Origin of the sequence: Pseudomonas sp. SWRI50 (assembly GCF_014269095.1) — a bacterium.
Classification (GTDB): Bacteria; Pseudomonadota; Gammaproteobacteria; order Pseudomonadales; family Pseudomonadaceae; genus Aquipseudomonas; species Aquipseudomonas kermanshahensis.
The window spans coordinates 21,436-45,101 of the sequence record NZ_JABWRW010000004.1; the positions used below are offsets into that span (position 1 = coordinate 21,436).

Sequence of the window (23,666 nt, forward strand, 5' to 3'; positions counted from 1 at the left end):
ATCAGCACACCGCTCTAGCAGAGCTAAAAAAAAAGCGAAAGTAGTGACGCACTTTTGGCTATCGACACCCAAGGCTCAATTCTAGGCATCCACACCCGAGCCGGGGCTCACACAGGTGTCTATACCCCCTACGGACACCAGCCTGCTGATGGGCTAGCACGTTCACTCTTAGCATTTAACTGTGAACCTCCGACGATTAGCGGTACCTACCTGTTGGGTAATGGCTATCGGACGTATAGCCCGCCCCTTATGCGCTTTCATTCCGCTGACAATTTAAGCCCTTTTCTCGCCGGCGGATTAAATGCTTATGCCTATTGCGGCGGAGACCCCATTAATAATATTGACCCAACTGGCCACGCCCTTTCCGCACTATCCAAATACATCTCAAACCTGAAACATAGAAAAACAATAAAAACGCTTGACAAAATCAATGAAATTAATCGCCATAACTTTGCAGTCGCCAAAATAAACAACTACTTAGATAGAATACTTGACACTGACACCACTCTATTTGACAGACCTCCTAGAGAGCTCAAAAACTATAACCCTACAAGAGATGGAGTGAGCAGAATCGACAAGCGCATCACCGATAACGAGCCCTTTCCGACCATACCAACCCTGTCAACAAAAACTTCGGAATTTGCAACCAAACACAATAGGCAGATAGACCATGTTGACAAGAATATGTGGCGTATTTTTATCAACTACCAGTACGCTTCAGACAACTATAAACCTTTTGCGGCCAAGCTAAAAGAACTATATCCTAACGATAGCCTGGAAGCACTTATGCCACGCCACGCCCCCCTTGAACAAGTTAGCATTCGTCAGAAGCATCGAAATATTAGGGATTAATTATTCAAGGGGAACACCTTACTCCCAAATGTGCAGCGCATCTTTACACCACCCTGTTTAATGACCTTAAAATTTCGCGTATCCCAAAGACTCTAATGTCCCTCATTCAGGTTGTGTCACAGTGGAGGTGAGCCTGTGCATTAGGCAGATATAAGTGGGGATGACTAGGACGCGAAGGAGTTCGCTGGGGGAGACCACGCAGATGACGAACCGGCATACGAATGATTTTCGATACCCCGATTTTCATTTTCAGCATCGCCCAACCGGGCTATGGTCGGGGTTTGCCCCAGGCCCTGAGCCTGACCGCGCCATCGCAAGGACCCCGTATGAGCCTGTCACTTCTCAGCCGCTACGCCTTCTTCGCCGCCTGTGTACTGTTCACCCTGGCGAGCCTGCCGTTCACCCACCATGAATGGTTGTGGCCGTTCACCCTGACCACTGCCGTGCTCAGCCTGATCGGTGTGTTCGACTTGCTGCAGCAACGCCACGCTGTACGCCGCAACTACCCGATCCTCGGCAACATCCGTTACCTGGTCGAGGGCATTCGCCCAGAGATTCGCCAGTACCTGCTCGAAGCCGACAGCGACGCCCTGCCCTTCTCCCGCGCGCAACGCTCGCTGGTCTATGCCCGGGCCAAGAACGAAGCCTCGGACAAACCCTTCGGTACCCTGATCGACGTGTATGAGTCCGGATTCGAATTCATCGGCCACTCCATGCGCCCGGCACCGCTGACCGACCCGGCGAGCTTCCGCGTCATCGTCGGCGGGCCGCAGTGCCGGCAGCCGTATTCGGCGTCGATCTTCAACATTTCCGCCATGAGCTTCGGCTCACTCAGCGCCAACGCCATCCGCGCCCTCAACCAGGGCGCTAAGCTGGGCAACTTCCACCACGATACCGGCGAAGGCAGCATCAGCCCTTACCACCGGGAACACGGTGGCGACCTGGTCTGGGAGCTGGGCAGCGGCTACTTTGGCTGCCGCACGCCTGACGGGCGCTTCGACCCCGAGCGCTTCGCCGCCCAGGCTCGCAGCCCGCAGGTGCGCATGATCGAGATCAAGATGAGCCAGGGCGCCAAGCCAGGCCACGGCGGCATCCTGCCCAAGCACAAAGTGACCCAGGAGATTGCCGAAACCCGCGGCGTGCTCATGGGCGAGGACTGTATCTCGCCGTCACGCCACAGCGCCTTCTCCACCCCGATAGAAATGATGCAGTTCATCGCCCAACTGCGTGAGCTGTCGGACGGCAAGCCGGTCGGCTTCAAGTTCTGCCTGGGCCACCCGTGGGAGTTCATGGGTATCGCCAAGGCCATGCTGGAAACCGGCATCCTGCCCGACTTCATCGTCGTCGACGGCAAGGAAGGCGGCACCGGCGCTGCGCCGGTAGAGTTCACCGACCACATAGGCGTACCGCTGCGCGAAGGCCTGCTGTTCGTGCACAACACCCTGGTGGGCCTGAACCTGCGCGACAAGATCAAGCTCGGCGCCAGCGGCAAGATCGTCAGCGCGTTCGATATCGCCAGCGTGCTGGCCATCGGCGCCGACTGGGCCAACTCGGCGCGCGGCTTCATGTTCGCCATTGGCTGCATCCAGTCGCAAAGCTGCCACACCAACAAGTGCCCGACTGGCGTGGCCACGCAAGACCCGTTGCGCCAGCGTGCGCTGGTGGTGCCGGACAAAGCCCAGCGGGTGCTGAACTTCCACCACAACACCCTGCGCGCCCTGGCCGAAATGCTGGCAGCGGCCGGCCTGGACCACCCCGCGCAACTGGAGGCCAAGCACCTGGTGCGGCGCGTTTCGGCCACGGAGATCAAGCTGTTCTCGCAGATGCACGTATTCCTCAAGCCGGGCGAGTTGCTGACCGGCGAGGTGAATGGGCAGTTTTATTCGCGGATGTGGCAGCTGGCCAGGGCGGACAGCTTCGAGCCGAACAGTGAGGTGGCAGCCTGACATGGCTGGGGCCGCTCTGCGGCCCCAGCCAGTTCACATCAGGATGGGGTGCTCGCTACCCCCTGCGCCTCCTTCGGCGCCAGGCGGAAGGTGTAGTACAAGGCGGTCAGCAAGACCAGGAACGCCGGCCCGATGTACAGCGCCACGCGGGTATCCTCGAAATACGCCATCAGCCCCACCACCAGCACCAGGAAAGCCAGTGCCAGGTAGGAGCTCAGCGGCCACAGCCACATGCGGTATTTCAACGCCTTGCGCTCGGCAGTCGACAGCCCGGCGCGGAATTTGAGCTGCGCCAGCAGGATCATCACCCAGGTCCAGATCGCGCCGAAAGTGGCGATCGAGGTCACCCAGACGAAGACTTTTTCCGGCACTAGGTAGTTGGCCAGCACGCCCAGCAACAGCGCGCCAATCGACAGCAGCAACGCATTGCGTGGCACACCGTTTTTCGAGGTGCGGGCAAAGGTCGCCGGGGCCTGGCCATTTTGCGCCAGGCTGTAGAGCATGCGCCCAGTGCTGAAAATACCGCCGTTGCACGACGACAGGGCCGCCGTGATGACCACGAAGTTAATGATGCCGGCCGCAGTCTTGATGCCGAGGCGCTCGAAGGTCATCACGAACGGGCTGCCCTGGCTGCCGATTTCGTTCCATGGGTAGATCGACAGGATCACGAACAGCGCGCCCACGTAGAACAGCAGGATGCGCCAGAACACTGAGCCGATGGCCTGCGGGATGGTTTTTTGCGGGTTGCGCGCTTCGCCGGCGGTCAGGCCGATCATTTCCACGCCCAGGTAGGCAAACATCACCATCTGCAGCGACATCAGCACACCGGTCACGCCGTTGGGCATGAAGCCGCCATTGCTCCACAGGTTGGAAATACCTACTGCCACGCCGTCGTTGCCCAAGCCGAAGGCAATGATGCCGATGCCCCCCAGGACCATGGCGATGATGGTGACGATCTTGATCAGGGCGAACCAGAACTCGAACTCACCGAACGCCTTGACCGCAATCAGGTTGACCGCACCCATGCTGCCCAGCGCTGCCAAGGCCCAGATCCAGCGGGGTACGTCGGGGAACCAGATGCCCATGTAGATGGCCACCGCGGTGATTTCCGCCACGCAGGTCACCAGCCACAGGAACCAGTAGTTCCAGCCGGTGAGAAAACCGGCCAATGGGCCAAGGTAGTCCTGGGCGTAGCGGCTGAACGAGCCGGCAACGGGGTTGTGCACGGCCATCTCACCGAGGGCGCGCATGATGACCAGGATGGCCAGGCCACCGATGATGTAGGAAAGCATGATGGCAGGGCCGGCCATTTCGATGGCTTTGGCCGAACCGAGGAAGAGACCGACACCGATACAGGCGCCCAGCGCCATAAGACGGATGTGCCGTTCGCCCAGTTCACGCTTGAGAGGGCCGCCTTGTGCGGTCTCGGCATGGGCAGGGTGGTTGCCGACTGGCATAGCAATACAACCTCATTTTGTTATTGGATTTGACCTTCGTGCCGCAACTGCCGCGCCGATAGGCGGGGCGGTGACCTGGCCGGGCTGGCCTTGTGGGCCGGCCCGTGTGCCGAAGTAGAGCGTCCGGCAGGCCGAAGGGGCGAGCAGTATAGGAAGCTACCTGTAGGGATTTTCACTGTATAAACGGGGAAATTTGGCGAGAAATCTCGGGTCTATTTCACCGCTGATAGGGTTCTGAGGCTGTTACACGCCGCAGATTCAGGGCGACACCTTATCAACATCACCTGGCCCCGAAACCCACACCAAAGCCGCATATCCCTACGCCACTTTTCTCGCCTTCCTACAAATTTTTCACCTAACCCGGTCAACGTCTAAGCTTCAGACAAGCAAGACGAAAATACCTGGCCGGATTGAAGACTATGGGCGCACTGTGGCAATCGGAACCAACCAGAACGGAAGCACCCGCAACCCCTCCGGCCGAGACGCCACCTGCAAAGTCCCCACGTCAGCGTCGGCTCTGGTGGCGGCTGATCATTCTGATCCTGCTGGTGGCCCTCATCGCCCTGGGCTTTGCCGCCTATGACGAATTCCGCACCTCCAACCTGCAATCGCGGGAGTTCAGCAAGCTCGCCACCACCCTGACCTACTCGCTGCAGCCAGGCCCCAGCGATGCCATCGTCTACCCCGGTGAAGGCCCGTTCGACAAACGCCTGGGCTACAGCGCGCTGGGCGAATTCCTGCCGCGGCTGCTCAAACGCGACTACCTGATCAGCGAACAGGTGCAGTTCTCGCCCGCATTGATGGACTACGTCGATCACGGCCTGTTCGCCCCCTATATCGAGAAAATTCAGGCTGGCCTGTCGATTACCGACTGCCGTGGCGACACGCTCTACCAGTACAACTACCCGCAACACCTGTACCCGGACTTTGCAGCGATCCCGCCGGTGATGGTCAACAGCCTGTTGTTCATCGAAAACCGCGACCTGCTCGACACCACCGACCCGCGCAACAACCCGGCCGTCGACTGGCCGCGCTTCGCCAAGGCCGCCTACAGCCAGGTGGCCAAGTACTTTGCCTTGCCCGGCCAGTCGGCCGGTGGCAGTACCCTGGCGACGCAGCTGGAGAAGTACCGCCACTCGCCGGACGGCCTGACCGTGTCCGGCGCCGAGAAGATCCGCCAGATGGTGTCCGCCAGCGTGCGTGCCTACCAGGGCGGCCCGGACACCACCGAGGCCCGGCAGCGCATCGTGCGCGACTACCTCAACAGCGTGCCGCTCTCGGCGGTGCCCGGCCACGGTGAAGTGCATGGCATGGCTGAAGGCTTGCGGGTGTGGTACGGCGCCGATTTCGACCAGGTCAACCAGGCCCTGCTGTCGACCGCCAGCGACCCCGAAAGCCTGGCCGCGCGTGGCCTTGCCCTGCGCCAGGTACTGTCGCTGATGATCGCCCAGCGCCGCCCCTCGCATTACCTGTCCAAAGGCCGGGTCGAACTGGCCGAACTCACCGACTCCCATGTGCGTGTGCTCGCCGCCAACAAAGTCATCGACCAGCCGCTGGCCGATGCGGCGCTGGCCAGCAAGGCGGTGTATCGCGACTGGGTGGCACAACCGACCATCGTGCCGATCATCACCAACAAGGGCATCAGCCTGGCCCGCAATCGCCTGGCGGCCATGCTCAACCGCCCGCTGTACGACCTCGACCGCCTCGACCTGTCGGCCACCAGCACCCTGCAGGCCGACCTGCAGATGCAGGTCAGCCAGTACCTGAAGAACCTCTCGGACCCTGAGTTCGCGGCGCAGATCGGGCTGATCGGCGAACGCCTGCTGACCACCAAGACCACCGACCAAGTGCGCTACAGCTTCACACTGTTCGAGCGCACCGCCGATGGCTCGAGGGTGCGGGTGCAGACCGACAGCACCGACCAGCCGTTCGACATCAACGAAGGCAGCAAGCTGGAATTGGGCTCGACGGCCAAGCTGCGGGTGCTCACCACCTACCTGGAAATCATCGCCGAGCTGCACGACAAGTATGCCGGCAAGCCCGTTGCCGAACTGAAGAAGGTCGAGGTGGCCGAACTGGACCGCATCACCCAGTGGTCACTGGAATGGCTGATGCAGAACAGCAAGGACCAGAACCTAGATGCCATGCTCGACGCCGCCCTGGAACGCAAGTATTCGGCCAACACCGGCGAAGCCTTCTTCACCGGGGGTGGCATGCACGTGTTCAACAACTTCCGCAAGGAAGACAACAGCCGCAACCCAACGCTGAAGATCGCCCTGCGCGAATCGATCAACCTGCCGTTCATCCGCCTGATGCGCGACCTGGTGCGCTACGTCACCTATCAACAGCCGTTCAATCGGGTACCGCTGCTCAAGGACGACGCCGACCCCCGCCGCCAGGAATACCTGGCCCGTTTCGCCGACACGGAGGGCACCAACTACCTGATGCGCTTCTGGAAGAAGTACCAGCGCAAAACCTCGCAACAACGCCTGGACACCTTCCTCGACAGCATGCGCGTGACCCCGCAGCGCCTGGCGGCGGTGCACCGCTACCTGTTCCCCGAAGCCGGCCAGGAAACCTTCAACGCCTTCGTACGCGCGCACAGCAAGGACGACAAGAGTGCCCTGGGCAAACTCACCGACGGTCGCCTGTCGGAAATGTACGACGCCTACGGCCCGGGCAAGTACGACTTGCCCGACCAGGGTTACATCGCCAAGGTCCACCCGCTGGACCTGTGGCTGCTCGGTTACCTGCTCAAGCACCCAAGCTCGACGCTGACCGAAATGGTCAATGCCAGCCGCTTCGAACGCCAGGAGGTGTATGGCTGGCTGTTCAAGAGCCGCCACCAGGGCGCACGCGACAGCCGTATCCGCACCATGGTCGAGATTGAGGCGTTCCTCGACATTCACCAGCGCTGGAAGCGCGTGGGCTATCCGTTCGACCACCTGGTGCCGTCACTGGCCACCGCCATCGGCAGCTCGGGTGACCGCCCGGCCGCCCTCTCCGAACTGGTCGGCATCATTCAAAACGACGGCGTGCGCCTGCCGACCTTGCGCATCGACACCCTGCACTTCGCCGCTAACACCCCCTACGAGACCAAGCTGGTAAGTGACCCCGATCGCGGCCAGCGGATCCTCCCGGTAGAGGTCGCGCGGGCCCTCAAAGGCGCCATGTCGCAAGTGGTCGACGCGGGGACTGCGCGGCGTATTTCTGGCAGCTTCAAGCTGCAGGACGGTACACCGCTGGTGATGGGCGGCAAGACCGGTACCGGCGACAACCGCATCGAAAGCTTCGGTGCCGGGGGTCGCTTGATCGGCTCGCGTTCGCTGAACCGCACCGCCACCTTCGTGTTCTTCCTGGGCGATAACCACTTCGGCACATTGACCGCATTCGTGCCGGGGCGCTCGGCCGAAGCGTTCAAATTCACCTCGGCGTTGCCCGTGCAAGTGCTCAAGGGCATGGCGCCGATACTCATGCCGTACCTGCAGCCGGGCAATCCGAATGAATGTAAAGCGCCGCAGGTTGCGATGCACGGGAGCGACTCATCTAATATTTAGATGATAATCATTGGCATTAAAGGCTTGTCTTTAGATATATCTTGAGTAATATCTTAAGATATATCGCACAAGACGGAGCCCATGTTGATGCGCGACCCTGCACCCCACGATCCTTTCGAGCGCCGCCCCGGCCGCGGCGAACGCGGCCCTCGCGTATTCGCCCCCGGCGACCTCAAGCTGCTGATGCTGGCCCTGCTGGCTGAGCAAACTGGCCACGGCTATGACTTGATCCGCCAGATCGAGAACCTGTTCGACGGCAGCTACAGCCCAAGCCCCGGCGTCATCTACCCGACCCTCAACTTCCTTGAAGAGGCCGAGCTGATCAGCGGCCAGGTCCAGGGCAGCAAACGCCTGTACGCCATCACCGATGCCGGCCGCACCGCCCTGGCCGAGCAGGCGGTTGCCCTCGACGGCGTGCGCATGCGCATTGAAGTCAGCAAACGCGCCCTGCGCGGGCACGACCGCCCACCCGAGATCCACGAAGCGGTCGGCAACCTGCGCCATGCGCTGCACATGCACAGCGGGCGCTGGACACCAGAAGAAATCGAACGGGTCCGCGACCTGCTCAACAACACGGCCAAGGCCATTGCCTCCGGGCCGGACGATGCCGTTACGGAGAACACCCATGAGTGACACTATTCACCGCGTCAACCACGAAATCCGCCAGCGCCGCCTTGACGTGCTGCGCGTCACCGACCTGACCCCACGCATGCGCCGTATCACCCTGGGCGGTGCGGAACTGGCGGGCTTTACCAGCGTCGGTACCGACGATCATGTGAAGCTGCTGTTTGCCGAAACGCCAGCACAACAGCAGGCCATCGACGCCCGTAACCTGGGCCGCGACGGCGGCGCACGGCCCACCATGCGCGAATACACGCCACGGCGCATTGACCTGGTGGCCAACGAACTGGACATCGACTTCGTCCTGCACGGTGATGGCCCTGCCTCCACCTGGGCCGCCCAGGCTGCGCCAGGCCAACACCTGAACATCGCCGGCCCACGGGCCTCGATGGTGGTACCGGATATCTTCGACAGCTACCTGCTGATCGGTGACGAGACGGCGATCCCCGCTATCGGCCGCCGCCTTGAAGAACTGCCCGCGGGCCGGCACGTGCTGGCGGTAATCCAGATCGAAGACGAACAGGAACGCCAGCCGCTGCCAAGCAAGGCGCAGGTAGATGTGATCTGGGTCCGGCGCCAGGAAGAGGACCTGCTCGCCCTGCTGAAGAACCTGACCTTGCCACAAGGCAGGCTGTACGGCTGGGTGGCGCTGGAAAAAGCCCTGACCCGCCAGGCCAAGGCGTTGCTGCTGGAAAAAGGCGTGCCTGACGATGCCTTGAAGGCAGCAGCCTACTGGCGGGCGGACGGTACTGCGGACGACGAGTAAGCGCCGCTCTCGCCTAACGCGCTCGAGCTTCGCCCCAGATAATGGACGGGTGCCCAACATCTGGGGCGCAGCTCAGCTTTCTGTAGGAGCAGCCTTGTGCTGCGAAGAGGCCAGTAGCATCACCCCAGTTCTTCAGAGGTACCACTGGCCTCTTCGCAGCACAAGGCTGCTCCTACACGCTGACCGCCAACTGCCGGCCGCGCCAGCGGTCCAACCCCAGCAACACCAGCCCGATACCCCAGAACCCCGCCAACACCCCGAGGGCATTGAGCATCACCCGCCCATACCCGAGGCTCGCCACATCGATGAAGGGGTAGGCATACACGCCAATCTCACTGCCCCGCCACAGCGCATAGGCAAAGTACCCCGCCGGGTACAGCGCCCAGCCCGCCAGGTGCCACAGCCGCAAATGGCCCTTGGGCACCGCGCACCACCAGTACAGAACGAACAACGCCGGCATCACATCATGCAGCAACTCGTCTGCCAGCCATTGCCAGCCCTCGGGTTGCCACAAGTGGCGCAGCAGCACGCTGTAGGCCAATGCCACCAGCACGATGCTGGCCGCCACGGCGGAGCTGACCGACGGCAACAGAAAGAAGCGCCTGGCGCTGCCCTCCCGGCCAAACGCGGCATAGCTCAAAACCGTTGCTACCAAGGTGTTGGTCAGCACGGTGAAATAACCGAACACGTTGACCAGGCCGCCAATCAGGCTGGCCTGTTCCTGCCAGCGCGCCAACAGCACCAGATAGACCTGCACCGCAAGGCCGAACCAACCGAGCACGGCGGCCAGGCTCAGCCACGGATGGCGCCGCACCTCAGGCCTTGCGCTGCAGCTTCACGTACAGCTGTTCGACCTTCTCCCGCGCCCAGGGCGTCTTGCGCAAGAAGGTCAGGCTCGACTTGATGGTCGGGTTGCTCTTGAAGCAACGCACATCGACGCGCTCGGCAAGGCCCTGCCATTCGTAGTGAGCCACCAGTTCGGTGAGGATCTGCTCCAGGGTCTTGCCGTGCAGCGCGTTGTGTTGGGCCGTGCTCATGCCAGTGCTCCAGCGTGGGAAAGGTGCGCACCTTACACGAGTGTAGTGGCCAGGGGACTCAGGTCGCTTGAAAAACCGCTGGCCAGAGGCGAAAGCCTTATGCTGAAATAGAAATGTTATACAGTAACAATACAAAAGCCTCTGCCAAGGAACGCCCCATCCCCATGCTGTACATCCCGCTCCGCCTCTCCCCCCTCGCCGTCGCGCTGTGGCTGTCCTCATCACCCAGCCAGGCCGTTGAACTCGAACCCCAGGTCATCACTGCCAACCCGCTGGGCAATCGCCAACTGGCCGCCCCGAGTACGGTCCTCGAAGGTGACAACCTGCTGCAACAGCAACACGGCAGCCTCGGTGAAACCCTGAACAAACAGCCAGGCGTCGCCTCTACCTGGTTCGGCCCTGGCGCCAGCCGCCCGGTAATCCGCGGCCTGGACGGCGACCGCATCCGCATCCTGCGCAACGGCGTCGGTGCACTGGATGCCTCGTCGCTGTCCTACGATCACGCCGTACCGCTCGACCCGGTGACCGTGGAGCGGGTCGAAATCGTCCGCGGGCCCGCTGCCCTGCTCTACGGCGGCAATGCCATTGGCGGTGTGGTCAATACCTTCGATAACCGCATCCCCGATGCGCCGATCGAAGGCATCCACGGGGCGGGTGAGCTGCGTTATGGCGGCGCCGACACCACCCGCAGCAGCGCCGGTAAACTGGAAGCCGGCAACGGCGCCTTCGCCCTGCACCTGGACGCCAACAGCCGCCAGTTCAACGATTTGCGCATCCCTGGTTACGCGCACAGCTCTAAGGTGCGTGACGCCGACGAGCCGGGCAGCAAACACCGCCTGGAGAACAGCGACGGGCGTCAGGACGGGGGCGCCGTCGGCGGCTCTTACCAGTGGGACCATGGCTATGCCGGCCTGTCCTACAGCCGCTACGACAGCAACTACGGCTCGGTGGCCGAACCCGGCGTACGCTTGGACATGCAGCAAGACCACTACGCATTCGCCTCTGAACTGCGTGACCTCGAAGGCCCGTTCAGCTCGGTCAAGGTCGATGCCGGCTATACCGACTACGAGCACAGCGAAATCGAAGAAGGCGAGGTGCACACCACCTTCAAGAACAAGGGCTACGAGGCACGCATCGAGGCGCGCCATCAGCCCCTTGGGCCGGTTGAAGGGGTGATCGGTGCCCAGGTCAGCCGTAACGAGTTCTCGGCACTGGGGGAGGAAGCGTTCGTCCCGCATACCGATACCGACAGCCTGGCGCTGTTCATGCTTGAGCAATGGCAGGCCACCGAGCGCCTGAACCTGAGCCTCGGCGCGCGCCTGGAGCACACCCGCGTCGACCCGGATGCCAAGGGCAACGAGACGTTTGCCGCGGCCAACAGCGCCAGCAGTTTCAATGCTTTCAGCCTGTCCTCCGGGGCGGTGTACCAGCTCGACCCGGTCTGGGCACTGGCCGCCAACCTTGGCTACACCGAGCGCGCCCCAACCTTCTATGAGCTGTATGCCAACGGTGCGCATGTGGCCACCGGGGCTTACGAGGTGGGCGATGCCAGCCTGAACAAGGAAAAGGCCATTTCCGGCGACTTGGCCCTGCGCTTCGACAACGGCACCCACAAAGGCAGCGTCGGGGTCTTCTACAGCCACTTTCGCAACTACATTGGCCTGATCGGCACAGGCAACCTGCGTGAGGGCCATGACCACGACCATGGCGAGGACGAGCATGACCACGATCATGATCACGACCATGACGGCTTCCCGGAATACCAGTATCAGGGCGTGCGGGCGCGCTTCTATGGCATCGAGGCGCAAGACCGCTGGCAACTGGTCGAGAACCGCTATGGCAGCTTCGCGCTGGAGCTGTCGGGCGACTACACCCGGGCCAAGAACCTCGACAGTGGCGAGCCATTGCCACGAATCGCACCGCTGCGGTTGAACAGCGGCCTGGTCTGGGCGCTGGACCGCTGGCAGGCGCGGGTCGATGTGCAGCATGCCGCGTCGCAACATCGCACACCGGCCAACGAAACCAGCACCGATGGCTACACCACGCTGGGCGCGAGTGTTGGCTATCGCTTCGACATCGGGCAGAGCGAGTGGCTGGCCTTCGTGCGGGGTGAAAACCTGACGGATCAGACGGTGCGCTATGCCAGTTCGATTCTGCGAGATATTGCGCCAGCGCCGGGGCGCAGTGTGGAAGTGGGGCTGCGTACGACGTTTTGAGCTGCCATTGGGGCGCCCTGCGCCCCCATTCGCGTGTAGGAGCAGCCTTGTGCTGCGAAGAGGCCGGAGATAACACAGCAAATCTTCACTGATTTCACCGGCCTCTTCGCAGCACAAGGCTGCTCCTACAAACGGCACTATTACCGGATCGACAACAATCAACTGCGACAATTTGTCTTTTTTTCTTACAACTTCCCCTATATCCTCCCCGCCGCAAGCTGAATCGCTTCATCGACTCCACCTTGTTGTCTACTCCATTGAAGGGCCCGCCCTTCGATGCCCTTGTCGTTTGTTCAATAATCAAAAGATAGCGCTATCTCATGTTCCAGCTGCCCAAAACCTGTTTCATCGGCCTTGCCCTCACCGCCTGTGCAACCCCTGCCAGCGCCAGCGAAATGTTCGCCAGCGATTCCCAGTGGATGCTGGGCGATTGGGGCGGCACCCGCAGTGAATTACTGGCAAAAGGTTACGACTTCACCCTCGGCTATACCGGCGAGATGGGCAGCAACCTGCACGGCGGCTTCGACCACGACCGTACCGCGCGCTACAGCGATCAGTTCACCTTCGGTAGCCACCTGGACCTGGAAAAGATCCTCGGCTGGAACGACACCGAATTCCAGCTGACCCTCACCGAGCGCCACGGCGACAACATCAGCAACGACCGCATCAACGACCCGCGTGTCGGCGGCTTCACCTCTGCCCAGGAAGTCTGGGGCCGCGGTGAAACCTGGCGGCTCACGCAACTGTGGGTCAAGCAGAAGTACTTCGACGGCGCGCTGGACGTCAAATTCGGCCGTTTCGGCGAAGGCGAAGACTTCAACAGCTTCCCCTGCGATTTCCAGAACCTGGCCTTCTGTGGCTCGCAGGTAGGCAACTGGGTGGGTGGCATCTGGTACAACTGGCCTGTCAGCCAATGGGCCCTGCGCGTGCGCTACAACCTCACCGACGCACTCTATGCCCAGGTCGGCGTGTACGAGCAAAACCCCTCCAACCTGGAGTCGGGTAACGGTTTCAAGCTCAGTGGCAGCGGCACCCAGGGCGCCATCTTGCCGGTCGAACTGGTGTGGAGCCCACAGGTCAATGGCCTGAAAGGGGAATATCGCGCCGGCTACTACTACAGTAATGCCAAGGCACACGATGTGCTCGACGACAGCAACGGCCAGCCGGCCGCGCTCAGTGGCGCCGCCTACCGCAGCCGTTCGAGCAAGCACGGCATGTGGCTCGGCGCCCAGCAGCAGGTCACCTCGCTGGCATCCGACCAGTCGCGTGGCCTGAGCCTGTTCGCCAACGCCACCTTGCACGACAAGAAGACCAATGCCATCGACAACTATGTTCAGGCAGGACTGGTATACAAAGGGCCCTTCGATGCCCGCGCCAAGGACGACATCGGTTTCGCCCTCGCCCGCGTGCACGTCAACCCGGCCTACCGCAAGAACGCCCGCCTGGCCAACCAGGCCGCCGGCCTCGACGACTACGACAACCCTGGCTTCCTGCCCGTGCAGGACACGGAGTACAGCGCCGAGCTGTACTACGGCATTCACTTGGCCGACTGGCTCACAGTGCGCCCCAACCTGCAGTACATCCGCCACCCGGGCGGGGTGTCGCAGGTTGACGATGCGCTGATCGGCGGCCTGAAGATCCAAAGCACTTTCTGAATCAACTTTTTGACATAACGGAGAACCTACGATGAGCACTGACAGTGCCAAGAATGGAACCCGCTGGCTACCGCGCCTTCTGGGCGTGCTGCTGTTGCTGATGGGCCTGGCGCTGCTGGCTGGCGGCATCAAGCTGAGCCAGCTGGGGGGGTCGCTGTATTACCTGATCGCCGGCATCGGCTTTGCCCTGTCCGGTATCCTGCTGCTGGCCCAGCGCCGCATCGCCCTCGGGCTGTACGGCCTGGTGCTGCTCGGCAGCACCGCCTGGGCATTGCTGGAAGTGGGCTTGGACTGGTGGCAACTGGTGCCGCGCCTGGCCATCTGGTTCGCCATTGGCGTGGTCCTGCTGCTGCCTTGGGCACGTCGCCCACTGATCGGCCCGGCCGCCAAGGCCAACACCGCGCTGCTCAGCGTCGCCGTGGTCGCCTCTGGTGCCTGCGCCCTGGGCAGCCAGTTCACCCACCCGGGTGAAGTGTTCGGCGAACTGGGCCGCGAGAGCAGTGAAATGGCCAGCGCCGCGCCGGCCATGCCCGACGGCGAATGGCAAGCCTACGGCCGCACCGAGCATGGTGACCGCTATTCGCCGCTGCGCCAGATCACCCCGCAGAACGCCTACCGCCTGGAAGAAGCCTGGCGCATCCGTACCGGCGACCTGCCGACCGACAACGACCCGGTGGAGCTGACCAACCAGAACACCCCGTTGAAAGTCAACGGCATGCTCTACGCCTGCACCGCGCACAGCAAGCTGCTGGCCCTGGACCCGGACACCGGCGCCGAAATCTGGCGCTACGACCCGCAGGTCAAGAGCCCGGTCGGGACCTTCAAGGGCTTCGCCCACATGACCTGCCGCGGCGTCTCGTACTATGACGAGAACAACTACGTCAGCCGTGATGGCAGCCCAGCACCGAAAATCACCGATGCCGGCCAAGCCGTCGCCCAGGCCTGCCCGCGCCGCCTGTACCTGCCTACCGCCGACGCCCGCCTGATCGCCATCAACGCCGACAACGGCAAGGTCTGCGAAGGCTTCGCCAACCAGGGCGTGATCGACCTGACCACCGGCATCGGCCCGTTCACCGCCGGCGGCTACTACTCCACTTCGCCGGCGGCGATCACCCGTGATCTGGTGATCATCGGCGGCCATGTCACCGACAACGAGTCGACCAACGAGCCCTCCGGCGTCATCCGCGCCTACGACGTGCACGACGGCCACCTGGTGTGGAACTGGGACAGCAACAACCCGGACGACACCAAGCCTCTAGCACCCGGCAAGACCTACAGCCGCAACTCGGCAAACATGTGGTCGATCGCCAGTGTCGATGAAGACCTCGGCATGATCTACCTGCCGCTGGGCAACCAGACCCCAGACCAGTGGGGCGCCGACCGCACCCCCGGTGCGGAAAAGTACAGCGCAGGTGTTGTCGCCCTCGACCTGACCACCGGCAAGGCCCGCTGGAACTACCAGTTCACGCACCACGACCTGTGGGACATGGACGTCGGCAGCCAGCCAACCCTGGTCCACCTGAAGACCGCCGATGGCGTGAAGCCGGCGATCATCGTGCCGACCAAGCAGGGCAGCCTGTATGTGCTGGACCGCCGCGACGGCACGCCGATCGTGCCGATCCGTGAAATCCCGACCCCGCAAGGCGCCGTGAAAGGTGACCACACCTCGCCGACCCAGGCCCGCTCCGACCTCAACCTGCTCGGCCCTGAGTTGACCGAACAGGCCATGTGGGGCGCCACACCGTTCGACCAGATGCTGTGCCGCATCCAGTTCCGCGAACTGCGTTACGAAGGCCAGTACACCCCGCCGTCCGAGCAGGGTTCGCTGATCTACCCAGGTAACGTCGGCGTGTTCAACTGGGGCAGCGTGTCGGTCGACCCGGTACGCCAGTTGCTGTTCACCTCGCCCAACTACATGGCCTTCGTGTCGAAGATGGTGCCGCGCGAGCAAGTGGCCGCCGGCAGCAAGCGCGAAAGCGAGACCAGCGGCGTGCAGCCCAACACCGGCGCACCGTACGCGGTGACCATGCACCCGTTCATGTCGCCGCTGGGCGTACCGTGCCAGGCGCCTGCCTGGGGCTATGTGGCGGCCATCGACCTGTTCACCAACAAAGTCGTGTGGAAGCACAAGAACGGCACCACCCGCGACAGCACACCTGTGCCAATCGGCCTGCCGGTAGGCGTGCCGAGCATGGGCGGTTCGATCGTCACCGCAGGCGGCGTCGGCTTCCTCAGCGGCACCCTGGACCAGTACCTGCGTGCCTACGACACCAACAACGGTAAAGAACTGTGGAAAGCCCGCCTGCCGGCCGGTGGCCAGGCCACGCCGATGACCTACAGCGGCAAGGACGGCAAGCAGTACGTGCTCGTGACCGCTGGCGGCCACGGCTCGCTGGGCACCAAGATGGGTGATTACATCATCGCTTACAAACTCGCCGACTAAGCTTCTAGCGGCAAGCTACAAGCCACAAGAGAAAGCGGGGCCTGCAGGGCCCCGTTTTTTTTTTGCCGCTTGCAGCTTCTAACGCAAAGCTTGAAACCCATCCCCCCGCGCCCCATCTAAGCACCATAGTCATTCACGCAGGTGCCCCATGAGCAACCAGCAGGATTTCCCCGAACACCCCGACGAACACAGCGAAGTCGAGCACACCGACACCCAGGCCGCCCCCGGCCACGCCCTCGCCCTGCCCGGCCAGCAGCTGCCGGACAAGGTCTATGTGATCCCGATTCACAACCGCCCGTTCTTCCCGGCACAAGTGTTGCCCGTGATCGTCAATGAAGAGCCCTGGGCAGAAACCCTCGACCTGGTCGCCAAGTCACCCGACCACTGCCTGGCGCTGTTCTTCATGGACACCCCGCCCGAAGACCACCGCCATTTCGACACCTCCGCCCTGCCGGAGTACGGCACCCTGGTCAAGGTGCACCACGCCAGCCGTGAGAACGGCAAGCTGCAGTTCGTGGCCCAGGGCCTTACCCGGGTGCGCATCCGTACCTGGCTCAAGCACCATCGCCCGCCCTACCTGGTCGAAGTGGAATACCCACGCCAACCCACCGAGCCTACCGACGAGGTCAAGGCCTACGGCATGGCGCTGATCAATGCGATCAAAGAGCTGCTGCCGCTCAACCCGCTGTACAGCGAAGAGCTGAAAAATTACCTCAACCGCTTCAGCCCCAACGACCCGTCACCGCTGACCGATTTTGCCGCGGCCCTTACGTCGGCCACCGGCAGCCAGCTGCAAGAAGTGCTCGATTGCGTGCCCATGCTCAAACGCATGGAAAAGGTCCTGCCGATGCTGCGCAAAGAGGTCGAAGTGGCGCGCCTGCAGAACGAGATCTCGGCCGAGGTCAACCGCCAGATCGGCGAGCACCAGCGCGAGTTCTTCCTCAAGGAGCAGCTCAAGGTCATCCAGCAGGAGCTGGGCCTGACCAAGGACGACCGCAGCGCCGACCTCGAACAGTTCGAGCAGCGCCTTGAGGGCAAGACCTTGTCCGCCCAGGCGCAGAAGCGCATCGACGAAGAAATGGGCAAGCTGGCGATCCTCGAGACCGGCTCGCCGGAATACGCCGTGACCCGCAACTACCTCGACTGGGCCACCGCCCTGCCGTGGGGCGTTTACGGCAAAGACAAGCTCGACCTCAAGCACGCGCGCAAGGTGCTCGACCAGCACCACGCCGGCCTTGATGACATCAAGGAACGCATCCTCGAATTCCTCGCCGTGGGCGCCTGGAAAGGCGAGATCAGCGGCTCGATCGTGCTGCTGGTGGGCCCGCCAGGTGTGGGCAAGACCAGTATTGGCAAGTCCATTGCCGAATCGCTCGGCAGGCCGTTCTACCGCTTCAGCGTCGGCGGTATGCGCGACGAAGCGGAAATCAAGGGCCACCGCCGCACCTACATCGGCGCCCAACCGGGCAAGCTGGTGCAGGCGCTGAAAGACGTCGAAGTGATGAACCCGGTGATCATGCTCGACGAGATCGACAAGATGGGCCAGAGCTACCAGGGCGACCCGGCTTCCGCGCTGCTGGAAACCCTCGACCCCGAGCAGAACGTCGACTTCCTTGACCACTACTTGGACCTGCGCCTGGACCTGTCCAAGGTGCTGTTCGTCTGCACCGCCAACACCCTCGACTCAATCCCCGGGCCGTTGCTCGACCGCATGGAAGTGATCCGCCTCTCCGGCTACATCACCGAAGAAAAGCTGGCCATCGCCAAGCGCCACCTGTGGCCCAAGCAGCTGGACAAGGCCGGCGTGGCCAAGACCAGCCTGAGCATCACTGACAGCGCACTGCGCACCGTGATTGAGGGCTATGCCCGTGAGGCTGGGGTGCGGCAGTTGGAGAAGCAACTGGGCAAACTGGTGCGCAAAGCCGTGGTCAAGTTGCTGGAGGACCCGGATGCCAAGCTCAAGATTGGCAGCAAAGACCTGGAGGCCGCGCTCGGCATGCCGGTATTCCGCAGCGAGCAGGTGCTGGCCGGCAAAGGCGTGATAACGGGTTTGGCCTGGACCAGCATGGGCGGCGCCACGCTGCCGATCGAGGCCACCCGCATTCATACCCTCAGCCGCGGCTTCAAGCTGACCGGCAAACTGGGGGATGTGATGAAAGAGTCCGCCGAGATCGCCTACAGCTACGTCAGCTCCAACCTCAAGCAGTTTGGCGGTGACCCAGGCTACTTCAACGAGGCGTTCATCCACCTGCACGTGCCAGAGGGTGCTACGCCCAAGGACGGCCCAAGCGCGGGGGTGACCATGGCCAGCGCGCTGCTGTCGCTGGCGCGGGACCAGGCGCCGAAAAAGGGCGTGGCCATGACCGGTGAACTGACCCTGACCGGCCAGGTGCTGGCCATTGGCGGGGTGCGTGAGAAGGTGATTGCCGCCAAGCGGCAGAAGATCTTCGAGCTGATCCTGCCCGAGGCCAATCGCGGCGACTTCGAAGAATTGCCAGACTACCTGCGTGAAGGGCTGACGGTGCATTTTGCCAAGCGCTTTGCCGACGTGGCGAAAGTGCTGTTCTGATCAGTCCTGGCCTGTTTGCGGCATTCGCCGTGAACAGGCCTGTACCGGTGGCACAAATTTGCACGTGCTTCGGTTATCCTCAGGTCATCGCCAGCCCACGGAGCCAACATGACCGCCCCTCGTCTGCTCGTTCCTCTGAGCCTTACCCTGCTTGCTGCCTGCGCCCAGCACCCCCTGCAAACCGTCGAGCTGGACGCCGAAAGCGAATGCCCCCAGCGTCTGAAGGTGGGCCAGGCACTGACCCTGACCCTTCCAGGAAACCCCTCAACGGGCTACCGCTGGCGCATTGAGAACCCTGCCGCAAGCATCCTGAAAAGCCTCGGCCCCGAGGTCTACAGTGCCCCCGATGACACCGATGTGGTCGGCAGTGCTGGCTCGTCCACCTGGCGCTACCTTGCCAGCAGTGCTGGAGAAGCCCAACTGGTGCTGGTGTATCAACGCCCCTGGGAGGCTGAAGTAGCACCGGTGCAGAGCTTCGAATGCAAGGTCATTGTCCGCTGACCGCGCTTTACGCCTGTCGCTGGCAATCTTGACTGCCTGCGGGTAGGTGCACTGGCCCCGAAGCACTGCCATGGCAAGATGCTTCGCCTTTGGCTAAAATGCGTCTCCGTTTCACCCCGTATCGAGCCCGCAGTGAGCAAACAACCCGACCGCCTCTTTGCCCAACCTCTGGAGCAGATACCCGACTTCGCCTTCAACGAAGACGTGGTGCGCGTGTTCCCGGACATGATCAAGCGTTCGGTACCAGGCTACCCGACCATCGTCGAAAACCTCGGCGTGCTGGCCGCACGCTTCGCCCAGCCGAACAGTACGCTGTACGACCTGGGTGCCTCACTGGGCGCTGTCACCCAGTCGTTGCGCCGTCATGTACGCAGCGACGGCTGCCGAGTCATCGCCGTGGACAACTCCGCAGCGATGGTCGAGCGCTGCCGCCAGTACCTCACCGCGCAGGACTCGATGTTCCAGGAGCTGCTGCCGGTCAACGTGCTGGAAGCCGACATCCTCGCCCTGCCCTTCGAGCCGGCCTCGGTAGTGGCGATGAACTTCACCCTGCAATTCATCGCACCCGACCAACGCCTTGAGTTGCTCGGCCGTATCCGCCAGGCCCTGCTGCCGGGCGGCGCGCTGATCCTCTCGGAAAAACTGCGTTTCGCCGACGATGACGAGCAAAACCTGCTGAATGAACTGCACCTGGACTTCAAACGGGCCAACGGCTACAGCGAACTGGAAATTGCCCAGAAGCGCAGTGCCATCGAGAACGTGATGAAGCCCGACACCCTGGATGCGCACAAGGCGCGCCTGCGCGCTGCGGGTTTCTCCAAGGTCGTGCCGTGGTTCCAATGCCTCAACTTCGCCTCGTTGATAGCCCTGCCATGATCGATCTGTCCCCTCTGGTCCGCCGCCTGGCGGGCACCCCCCTGGCTTCCTGGTCACAAGGCCTGCAAGCGCAACTGGAAGCCAAACTGGAAAAAGGCCACGGTGACCTCGATCGCTGGCGCGGCGCGCTGGATGCGCTTCCCGCCCTGCAACCCAGCGAAATCGACCTGGTCAACGGGCTGCGCCTGGATTGTGACTGCGACGATGCCACCCGCGCGCAAATGCGTGAGGCGCTGATGGGCTTGTCGCCCTGGCGCAAAGGGCCGTTCGACCTGTTCGGCGTGCACGTGGACACCGAATGGCGCTCGGACTGGAAGTGGTCGCGGGTCAGCCCGCACCTGGACCTCAAGGGCAAGCGCGTGCTCGATGTCGGCTGCGGCAACGGTTATTACCAATGGCGCATGCTCGGCGCCGGTGCCGATATGGTGGTCGGGGTCGACCCCAACTGGCTGTTCTTCTGCCAGTTCCAGGCGGTGCAGCAGTACTTGCCCGACCTGCCAGCCTGGCACTTGCCGTTCGCCCTCGAAGATTTGCCAGCCAACCTTGAAGGGTTCGACACGGTGTTCTCCATGGGCGTGTTCTACCACCGCCGCTCCCCCATAGAGCACCTGCTGGCGCTCAAGGATTGCCTGGTCAAAGGCGGCGAGCTGGTGCTGGAGACGTTGGTGGTCGAAGGCGACGAGCAACAGGTGCTGGTCCCTGAAGACCGCTACGCACAAATGCGCAACGTCTGGTACCTGCCCTCGGTACCCGCCCTGGAACGCTGGTTGCGCCGTGCCGGTTTCAGCGATGTACGCTGCGTTGATGTCAGCGTCACCAGCATCGAAGAACAGCGCAGCACCGACTGGATGCGCTACCAGTCGCTGAGCGACTTCCTCGACCCCAATGACCAAAGCCTGACCATCGAAGGCCTGCCCGCGCCACGGCGGGCGACGATCGTGGCGCGCAAGTAGCGCCTAGTTGAAGATCTTTGCCATCTCCCGGGAATGTTCGCGGATCCCTGCCCACTGGGCGAGAAACTGCCTGAAGTAGTAAATGAACACCGCCAGTTGCTGGCGGGTGTTCATCTTGCCCAGGTGGCCTGCCGCGCTTTCCAGGTAGGCCTCGATGGTTTGCCAGGCCGTGTGCAGGTGACCCGCCGCTAGCACCACATCCCACAGGTCCAACTCCAGCTCGCCCATGGTGGAGTTCACCTTCTGTACGCGCCCCTCCACACAACGAAACTCGCTCAGCTGCTGGCTAACGGCGCTACGCCGATGCTCCAGGCGGCGAAGTTCGGCGCGCGCTGACTTGGCTTTGGCGCCATAGATCGAATTACCGATCAACGCGCCGAAAGGGCCGCCGACCCAGCCGAGCGAGGATTGCCTGGAGTAACGCTCATACTCACTTCGCACCGCTTTGATGTCCTCATCCAGGCTGGCCAGTTCCCAGGCCAGGTTTTCGCCATCCGGGGCCTGTGAAAAGCGCGCTGCCGCTCGGCACTTCTCGACCACTTCTGGGCGCAGCTTGAAGCGCGCCTCGTCGCGAAAGCGCTCGAAGCCCAGCCGCACGCCATCCAGTTGCAGGTCAAAATCGTCGATCAGGGCATGCAAGCCCATCAGCCGGTCAGCCATCGAACTGATCAACGTGCGGTCATGCTCATCGAGCGGTACATCGGGCGCCTCGCGCAGGTTGTCCCACGAAGGTCGATTGGGCCCCAGCGCACGTGTGCGCGCGACCAGTTGCACGACCTCGGCACCGCAATCCTCGACCTGACTGGCGTGCGCATCGAGCTGAAGGGTGACCGCCTGGGTGCTGCGCTCCAGATGGCTCCAGCTTTGCCCGTGCGCCCGCAACCGCTTGAACATGGCGAGCATACGATCAGGCGTCAACTCTGGCTCGGAAATGCTGGTGTAGCCAAGCCAGCGCAAGGTCTGCGTGCGATCGCCCGGCAGCGCCAGCATGCGCAGGCTGTAGTCGCTGAGGGTCTGGCGTGATTCACGGGTCAGGATCAGGCCCGCCCGGCCCTGTCCGTCACGGTCGTCCATGGCGCCAATCAAGGCGCCAGGCAGGACAATCGCCTTTTGTTGCTGCTCTTGGAAACTCAATGTCCGGGGATTCATTGTTCGACTCTCATCCACTTGGATATGGCGCAGCCGACCGCGCCTGATGAGCACGGTCGGCCTGATCCATTACAGCCCGCGACGGTGCTGCTCGAGCAGTTGTCGCTGATAGGCCAGCAGTTGCTTGAAGGTGTCGTCCAGGGCTTGCACCTGCGCAACGTTGCTGGGGGCCGCAGTGCCTATTCGCGGCACGAAGTTGGCCAGGGCCTGGCGCACGACATTGATGCCGGCGTCCCACTCGATGCGTTGCTCATGCAAACGCGGCATCGTTAGCAGTGCCGCCAGTTGCGCGCTCACCACCTGCTGACGCTGATCGAGTTCGCGCACTTGCCGCGCCAGGTTCGCCACCCTCTCGCGGGCAGCCCGCCGCTCTTGCTGCAACTGGGCGTAGCGCATGCCTTCGACGACATCGCCGAGCAGGGTTTGCAGCTGCTCCACCGCCGTGTTCACGGCGTCGGCCATCGCCGCGGCTTCGGCGCCAGGTACGGCCAGTTTGGCCAGGTCTTGCGCCGAAGGTACGACACCGCCGAAGCGGGTCTGCAGGCCCTGGGCCTCCAGGGTGGCAATGGCCTGCTCGATCGCCGACTGGCTGTGCTTCTCGCGATCATGCTCGGCGCTTACCTGGGTGTGCAGGTTGGCCTGATCCTGCTGTTGCTTGAGCAGCCGCTGTTCGTCACGGGACCAAGCGGGCGCAGCCAGGGTGGCCAGCGCCTGCTGTTCCTTGCCCAGGTGGGCCACCTGGGTGGCCAACAGAGACTTCACCGTGTTGGCGACTTCTCCAGCAATTGCCAGCACATCCTCATCATCGACATCCTCCAGGGCGTCGAGGATATCGCGCAGTGGATCGTTGGCGATCTCCGCGACAACGCGCTGGGCGTTGCGCGCCATCACCTCGGCGCAGTTGATGAACAGCTTCATGTGGCGCTCCAGCGACTCGTGGATCACCGGCTGAAATTTCAACTCGCCGCGCTGCCAGGCTTCGGTGAAGCTTCGCGTTGCACCCAACACGCTGCCCAATTCAGGCGGATTGGCGCGGGTATGCAGCACACTGATATTGTCATTCATGGT

Annotated in this window: 17 protein-coding genes; 12 read left to right on the top strand and 5 right to left on the bottom strand. The window is 62.6% G+C overall.

What is annotated here, in order from left to right; genetic code table 11:
* The first annotated feature begins 54 nt into the window (after window positions 1-54).
* Together HU750_RS05630 and HU750_RS05635 are read left to right on the top strand one after the other, a co-directional pair.
* On the top strand, window positions 55-852 hold the full coding sequence (locus HU750_RS05630) for an RHS repeat-associated core domain-containing protein (RefSeq protein WP_186677491.1): 798 nt from the start codon (window positions 55-57) through the stop codon (window positions 850-852).
* A gap of 326 nt (window positions 853-1,178) precedes the next feature.
* On the top strand, window positions 1,179-2,798 hold the full coding sequence (locus HU750_RS05635; protein ID WP_027594171.1) for an FMN-binding glutamate synthase family protein: 1,620 nt from the start codon (window positions 1,179-1,181) through the stop codon (window positions 2,796-2,798).
* A 38-nt stretch (window positions 2,799-2,836) separates the two neighbouring features.
* Here the strand turns inward: HU750_RS05635 and HU750_RS05640 are convergent, their stop codons facing one another.
* Complete coding sequence (locus tag HU750_RS05640; RefSeq protein WP_186677492.1) at window positions 2,837-4,255, bottom strand: amino acid permease; 1,419 nt, start codon at window positions 4,253-4,255, stop codon at window positions 2,837-2,839.
* A 419-nt stretch (window positions 4,256-4,674) separates the two neighbouring features.
* Between HU750_RS05640 and HU750_RS05645 the strand changes: the two genes are divergently transcribed.
* From HU750_RS05645 to HU750_RS05655, 3 genes are all read left to right on the top strand, one after another.
* Window positions 4,675-7,812 (top strand): transglycosylase domain-containing protein, encoded by a 3,138-nt coding sequence (locus HU750_RS05645; RefSeq protein ID WP_186677493.1) that lies wholly within the window; start codon window positions 4,675-4,677, stop codon window positions 7,810-7,812.
* Between the two features lie 87 nt (window positions 7,813-7,899).
* Window positions 7,900-8,445, top strand: coding sequence for a PadR family transcriptional regulator (locus HU750_RS05650; protein WP_186677494.1), 546 nt, complete (start codon window positions 7,900-7,902; stop codon window positions 8,443-8,445).
* Entirely contained in the window at window positions 8,438-9,199 is a 762-nt protein-coding gene (locus tag HU750_RS05655) for a siderophore-interacting protein (protein WP_085273569.1), read from the top strand. Before HU750_RS05650 ends, HU750_RS05655 begins: the two co-directional genes overlap by 8 nt.
* Window positions 9,200-9,371: 172 nt before the next feature.
* Here the strand turns inward: HU750_RS05655 and HU750_RS05660 are convergent, their stop codons facing one another.
* Window positions 9,372-10,013 carry a Pr6Pr family membrane protein gene (locus tag HU750_RS05660; protein WP_186677498.1) on the bottom strand — a complete coding sequence of 214 codons (642 nt, stop codon included), beginning with the start codon at window positions 10,011-10,013 and terminating at the stop codon, window positions 9,372-9,374.
* Window position 10,014: 1 nt separating this feature from the next.
* Window positions 10,015-10,236 carry a VF530 family protein gene (locus tag HU750_RS05665; RefSeq protein WP_027594165.1) on the bottom strand — a complete coding sequence of 74 codons (222 nt, stop codon included), beginning with the start codon at window positions 10,234-10,236 and terminating at the stop codon, window positions 10,015-10,017.
* Window positions 10,237-10,400: 164 nt separating this feature from the next.
* On the opposite strand from HU750_RS05665, the gene HU750_RS05670 reads away from it, so the two are divergent.
* The 7 genes from HU750_RS05670 (at window position 10,401) to cmoB (ending at window position 21,449) form a co-directional block, all read left to right on the top strand.
* Entirely contained in the window at window positions 10,401-12,452 is a 2,052-nt protein-coding gene (locus HU750_RS05670; protein ID WP_186677500.1) for a TonB-dependent receptor, read from the top strand.
* Window positions 12,453-12,772: 320 nt separating this feature from the next.
* On the top strand, window positions 12,773-14,107 hold the full coding sequence (locus HU750_RS05675) for a carbohydrate porin (protein ID WP_186677502.1): 1,335 nt from the start codon (window positions 12,773-12,775) through the stop codon (window positions 14,105-14,107).
* 31 nt (window positions 14,108-14,138) lie between these two features.
* Complete coding sequence (locus HU750_RS05680) at window positions 14,139-16,550, top strand: glucose/quinate/shikimate family membrane-bound PQQ-dependent dehydrogenase (protein ID WP_186677504.1); 2,412 nt, start codon at window positions 14,139-14,141, stop codon at window positions 16,548-16,550.
* A 148-nt stretch (window positions 16,551-16,698) separates the two neighbouring features.
* The gene (gene lon / locus HU750_RS05685; RefSeq protein WP_186677506.1) at window positions 16,699-19,119 is read left to right on the top strand and encodes an endopeptidase La; all 2,421 of its coding nucleotides are present in this window, start codon (window positions 16,699-16,701) and stop codon (window positions 19,117-19,119) included.
* A gap of 108 nt (window positions 19,120-19,227) precedes the next feature.
* A complete protein-coding gene (locus HU750_RS05690; RefSeq protein ID WP_027594160.1) occupies window positions 19,228-19,620 on the top strand; it encodes a protease inhibitor I42 family protein in 393 nt (130 codons plus the stop codon).
* Window positions 19,621-19,752: 132 nt separating this feature from the next.
* On the top strand, window positions 19,753-20,496 hold the full coding sequence (gene cmoA / locus HU750_RS05695; protein WP_186677507.1) for a carboxy-S-adenosyl-L-methionine synthase CmoA: 744 nt from the start codon (window positions 19,753-19,755) through the stop codon (window positions 20,494-20,496).
* Window positions 20,493-21,449, top strand: coding sequence for a tRNA 5-methoxyuridine(34)/uridine 5-oxyacetic acid(34) synthase CmoB (cmoB, locus tag HU750_RS05700; RefSeq protein WP_186677508.1), 957 nt, complete (start codon window positions 20,493-20,495; stop codon window positions 21,447-21,449). Before cmoA ends, cmoB begins: the two co-directional genes overlap by 4 nt.
* Before the next feature lie 3 nt (window positions 21,450-21,452).
* On the opposite strand, the gene HU750_RS05705 is transcribed toward cmoB, so the two are convergent.
* Both HU750_RS05705 and HU750_RS05710 read right to left on the bottom strand, forming a co-directional pair.
* Window positions 21,453-22,598, bottom strand: coding sequence for an alpha-xenorhabdolysin family binary toxin subunit A (locus tag HU750_RS05705; RefSeq protein WP_186677523.1), 1,146 nt, complete (start codon window positions 22,596-22,598; stop codon window positions 21,453-21,455).
* A gap of 69 nt (window positions 22,599-22,667) precedes the next feature.
* Window positions 22,668-23,663, bottom strand: a complete 996-nt coding sequence (locus tag HU750_RS05710) for an alpha-xenorhabdolysin family binary toxin subunit B (RefSeq protein ID WP_186677539.1) — start codon at window positions 23,661-23,663, stop codon at window positions 22,668-22,670.
* Window positions 23,664-23,666: the final 3 nt, after the last annotated feature.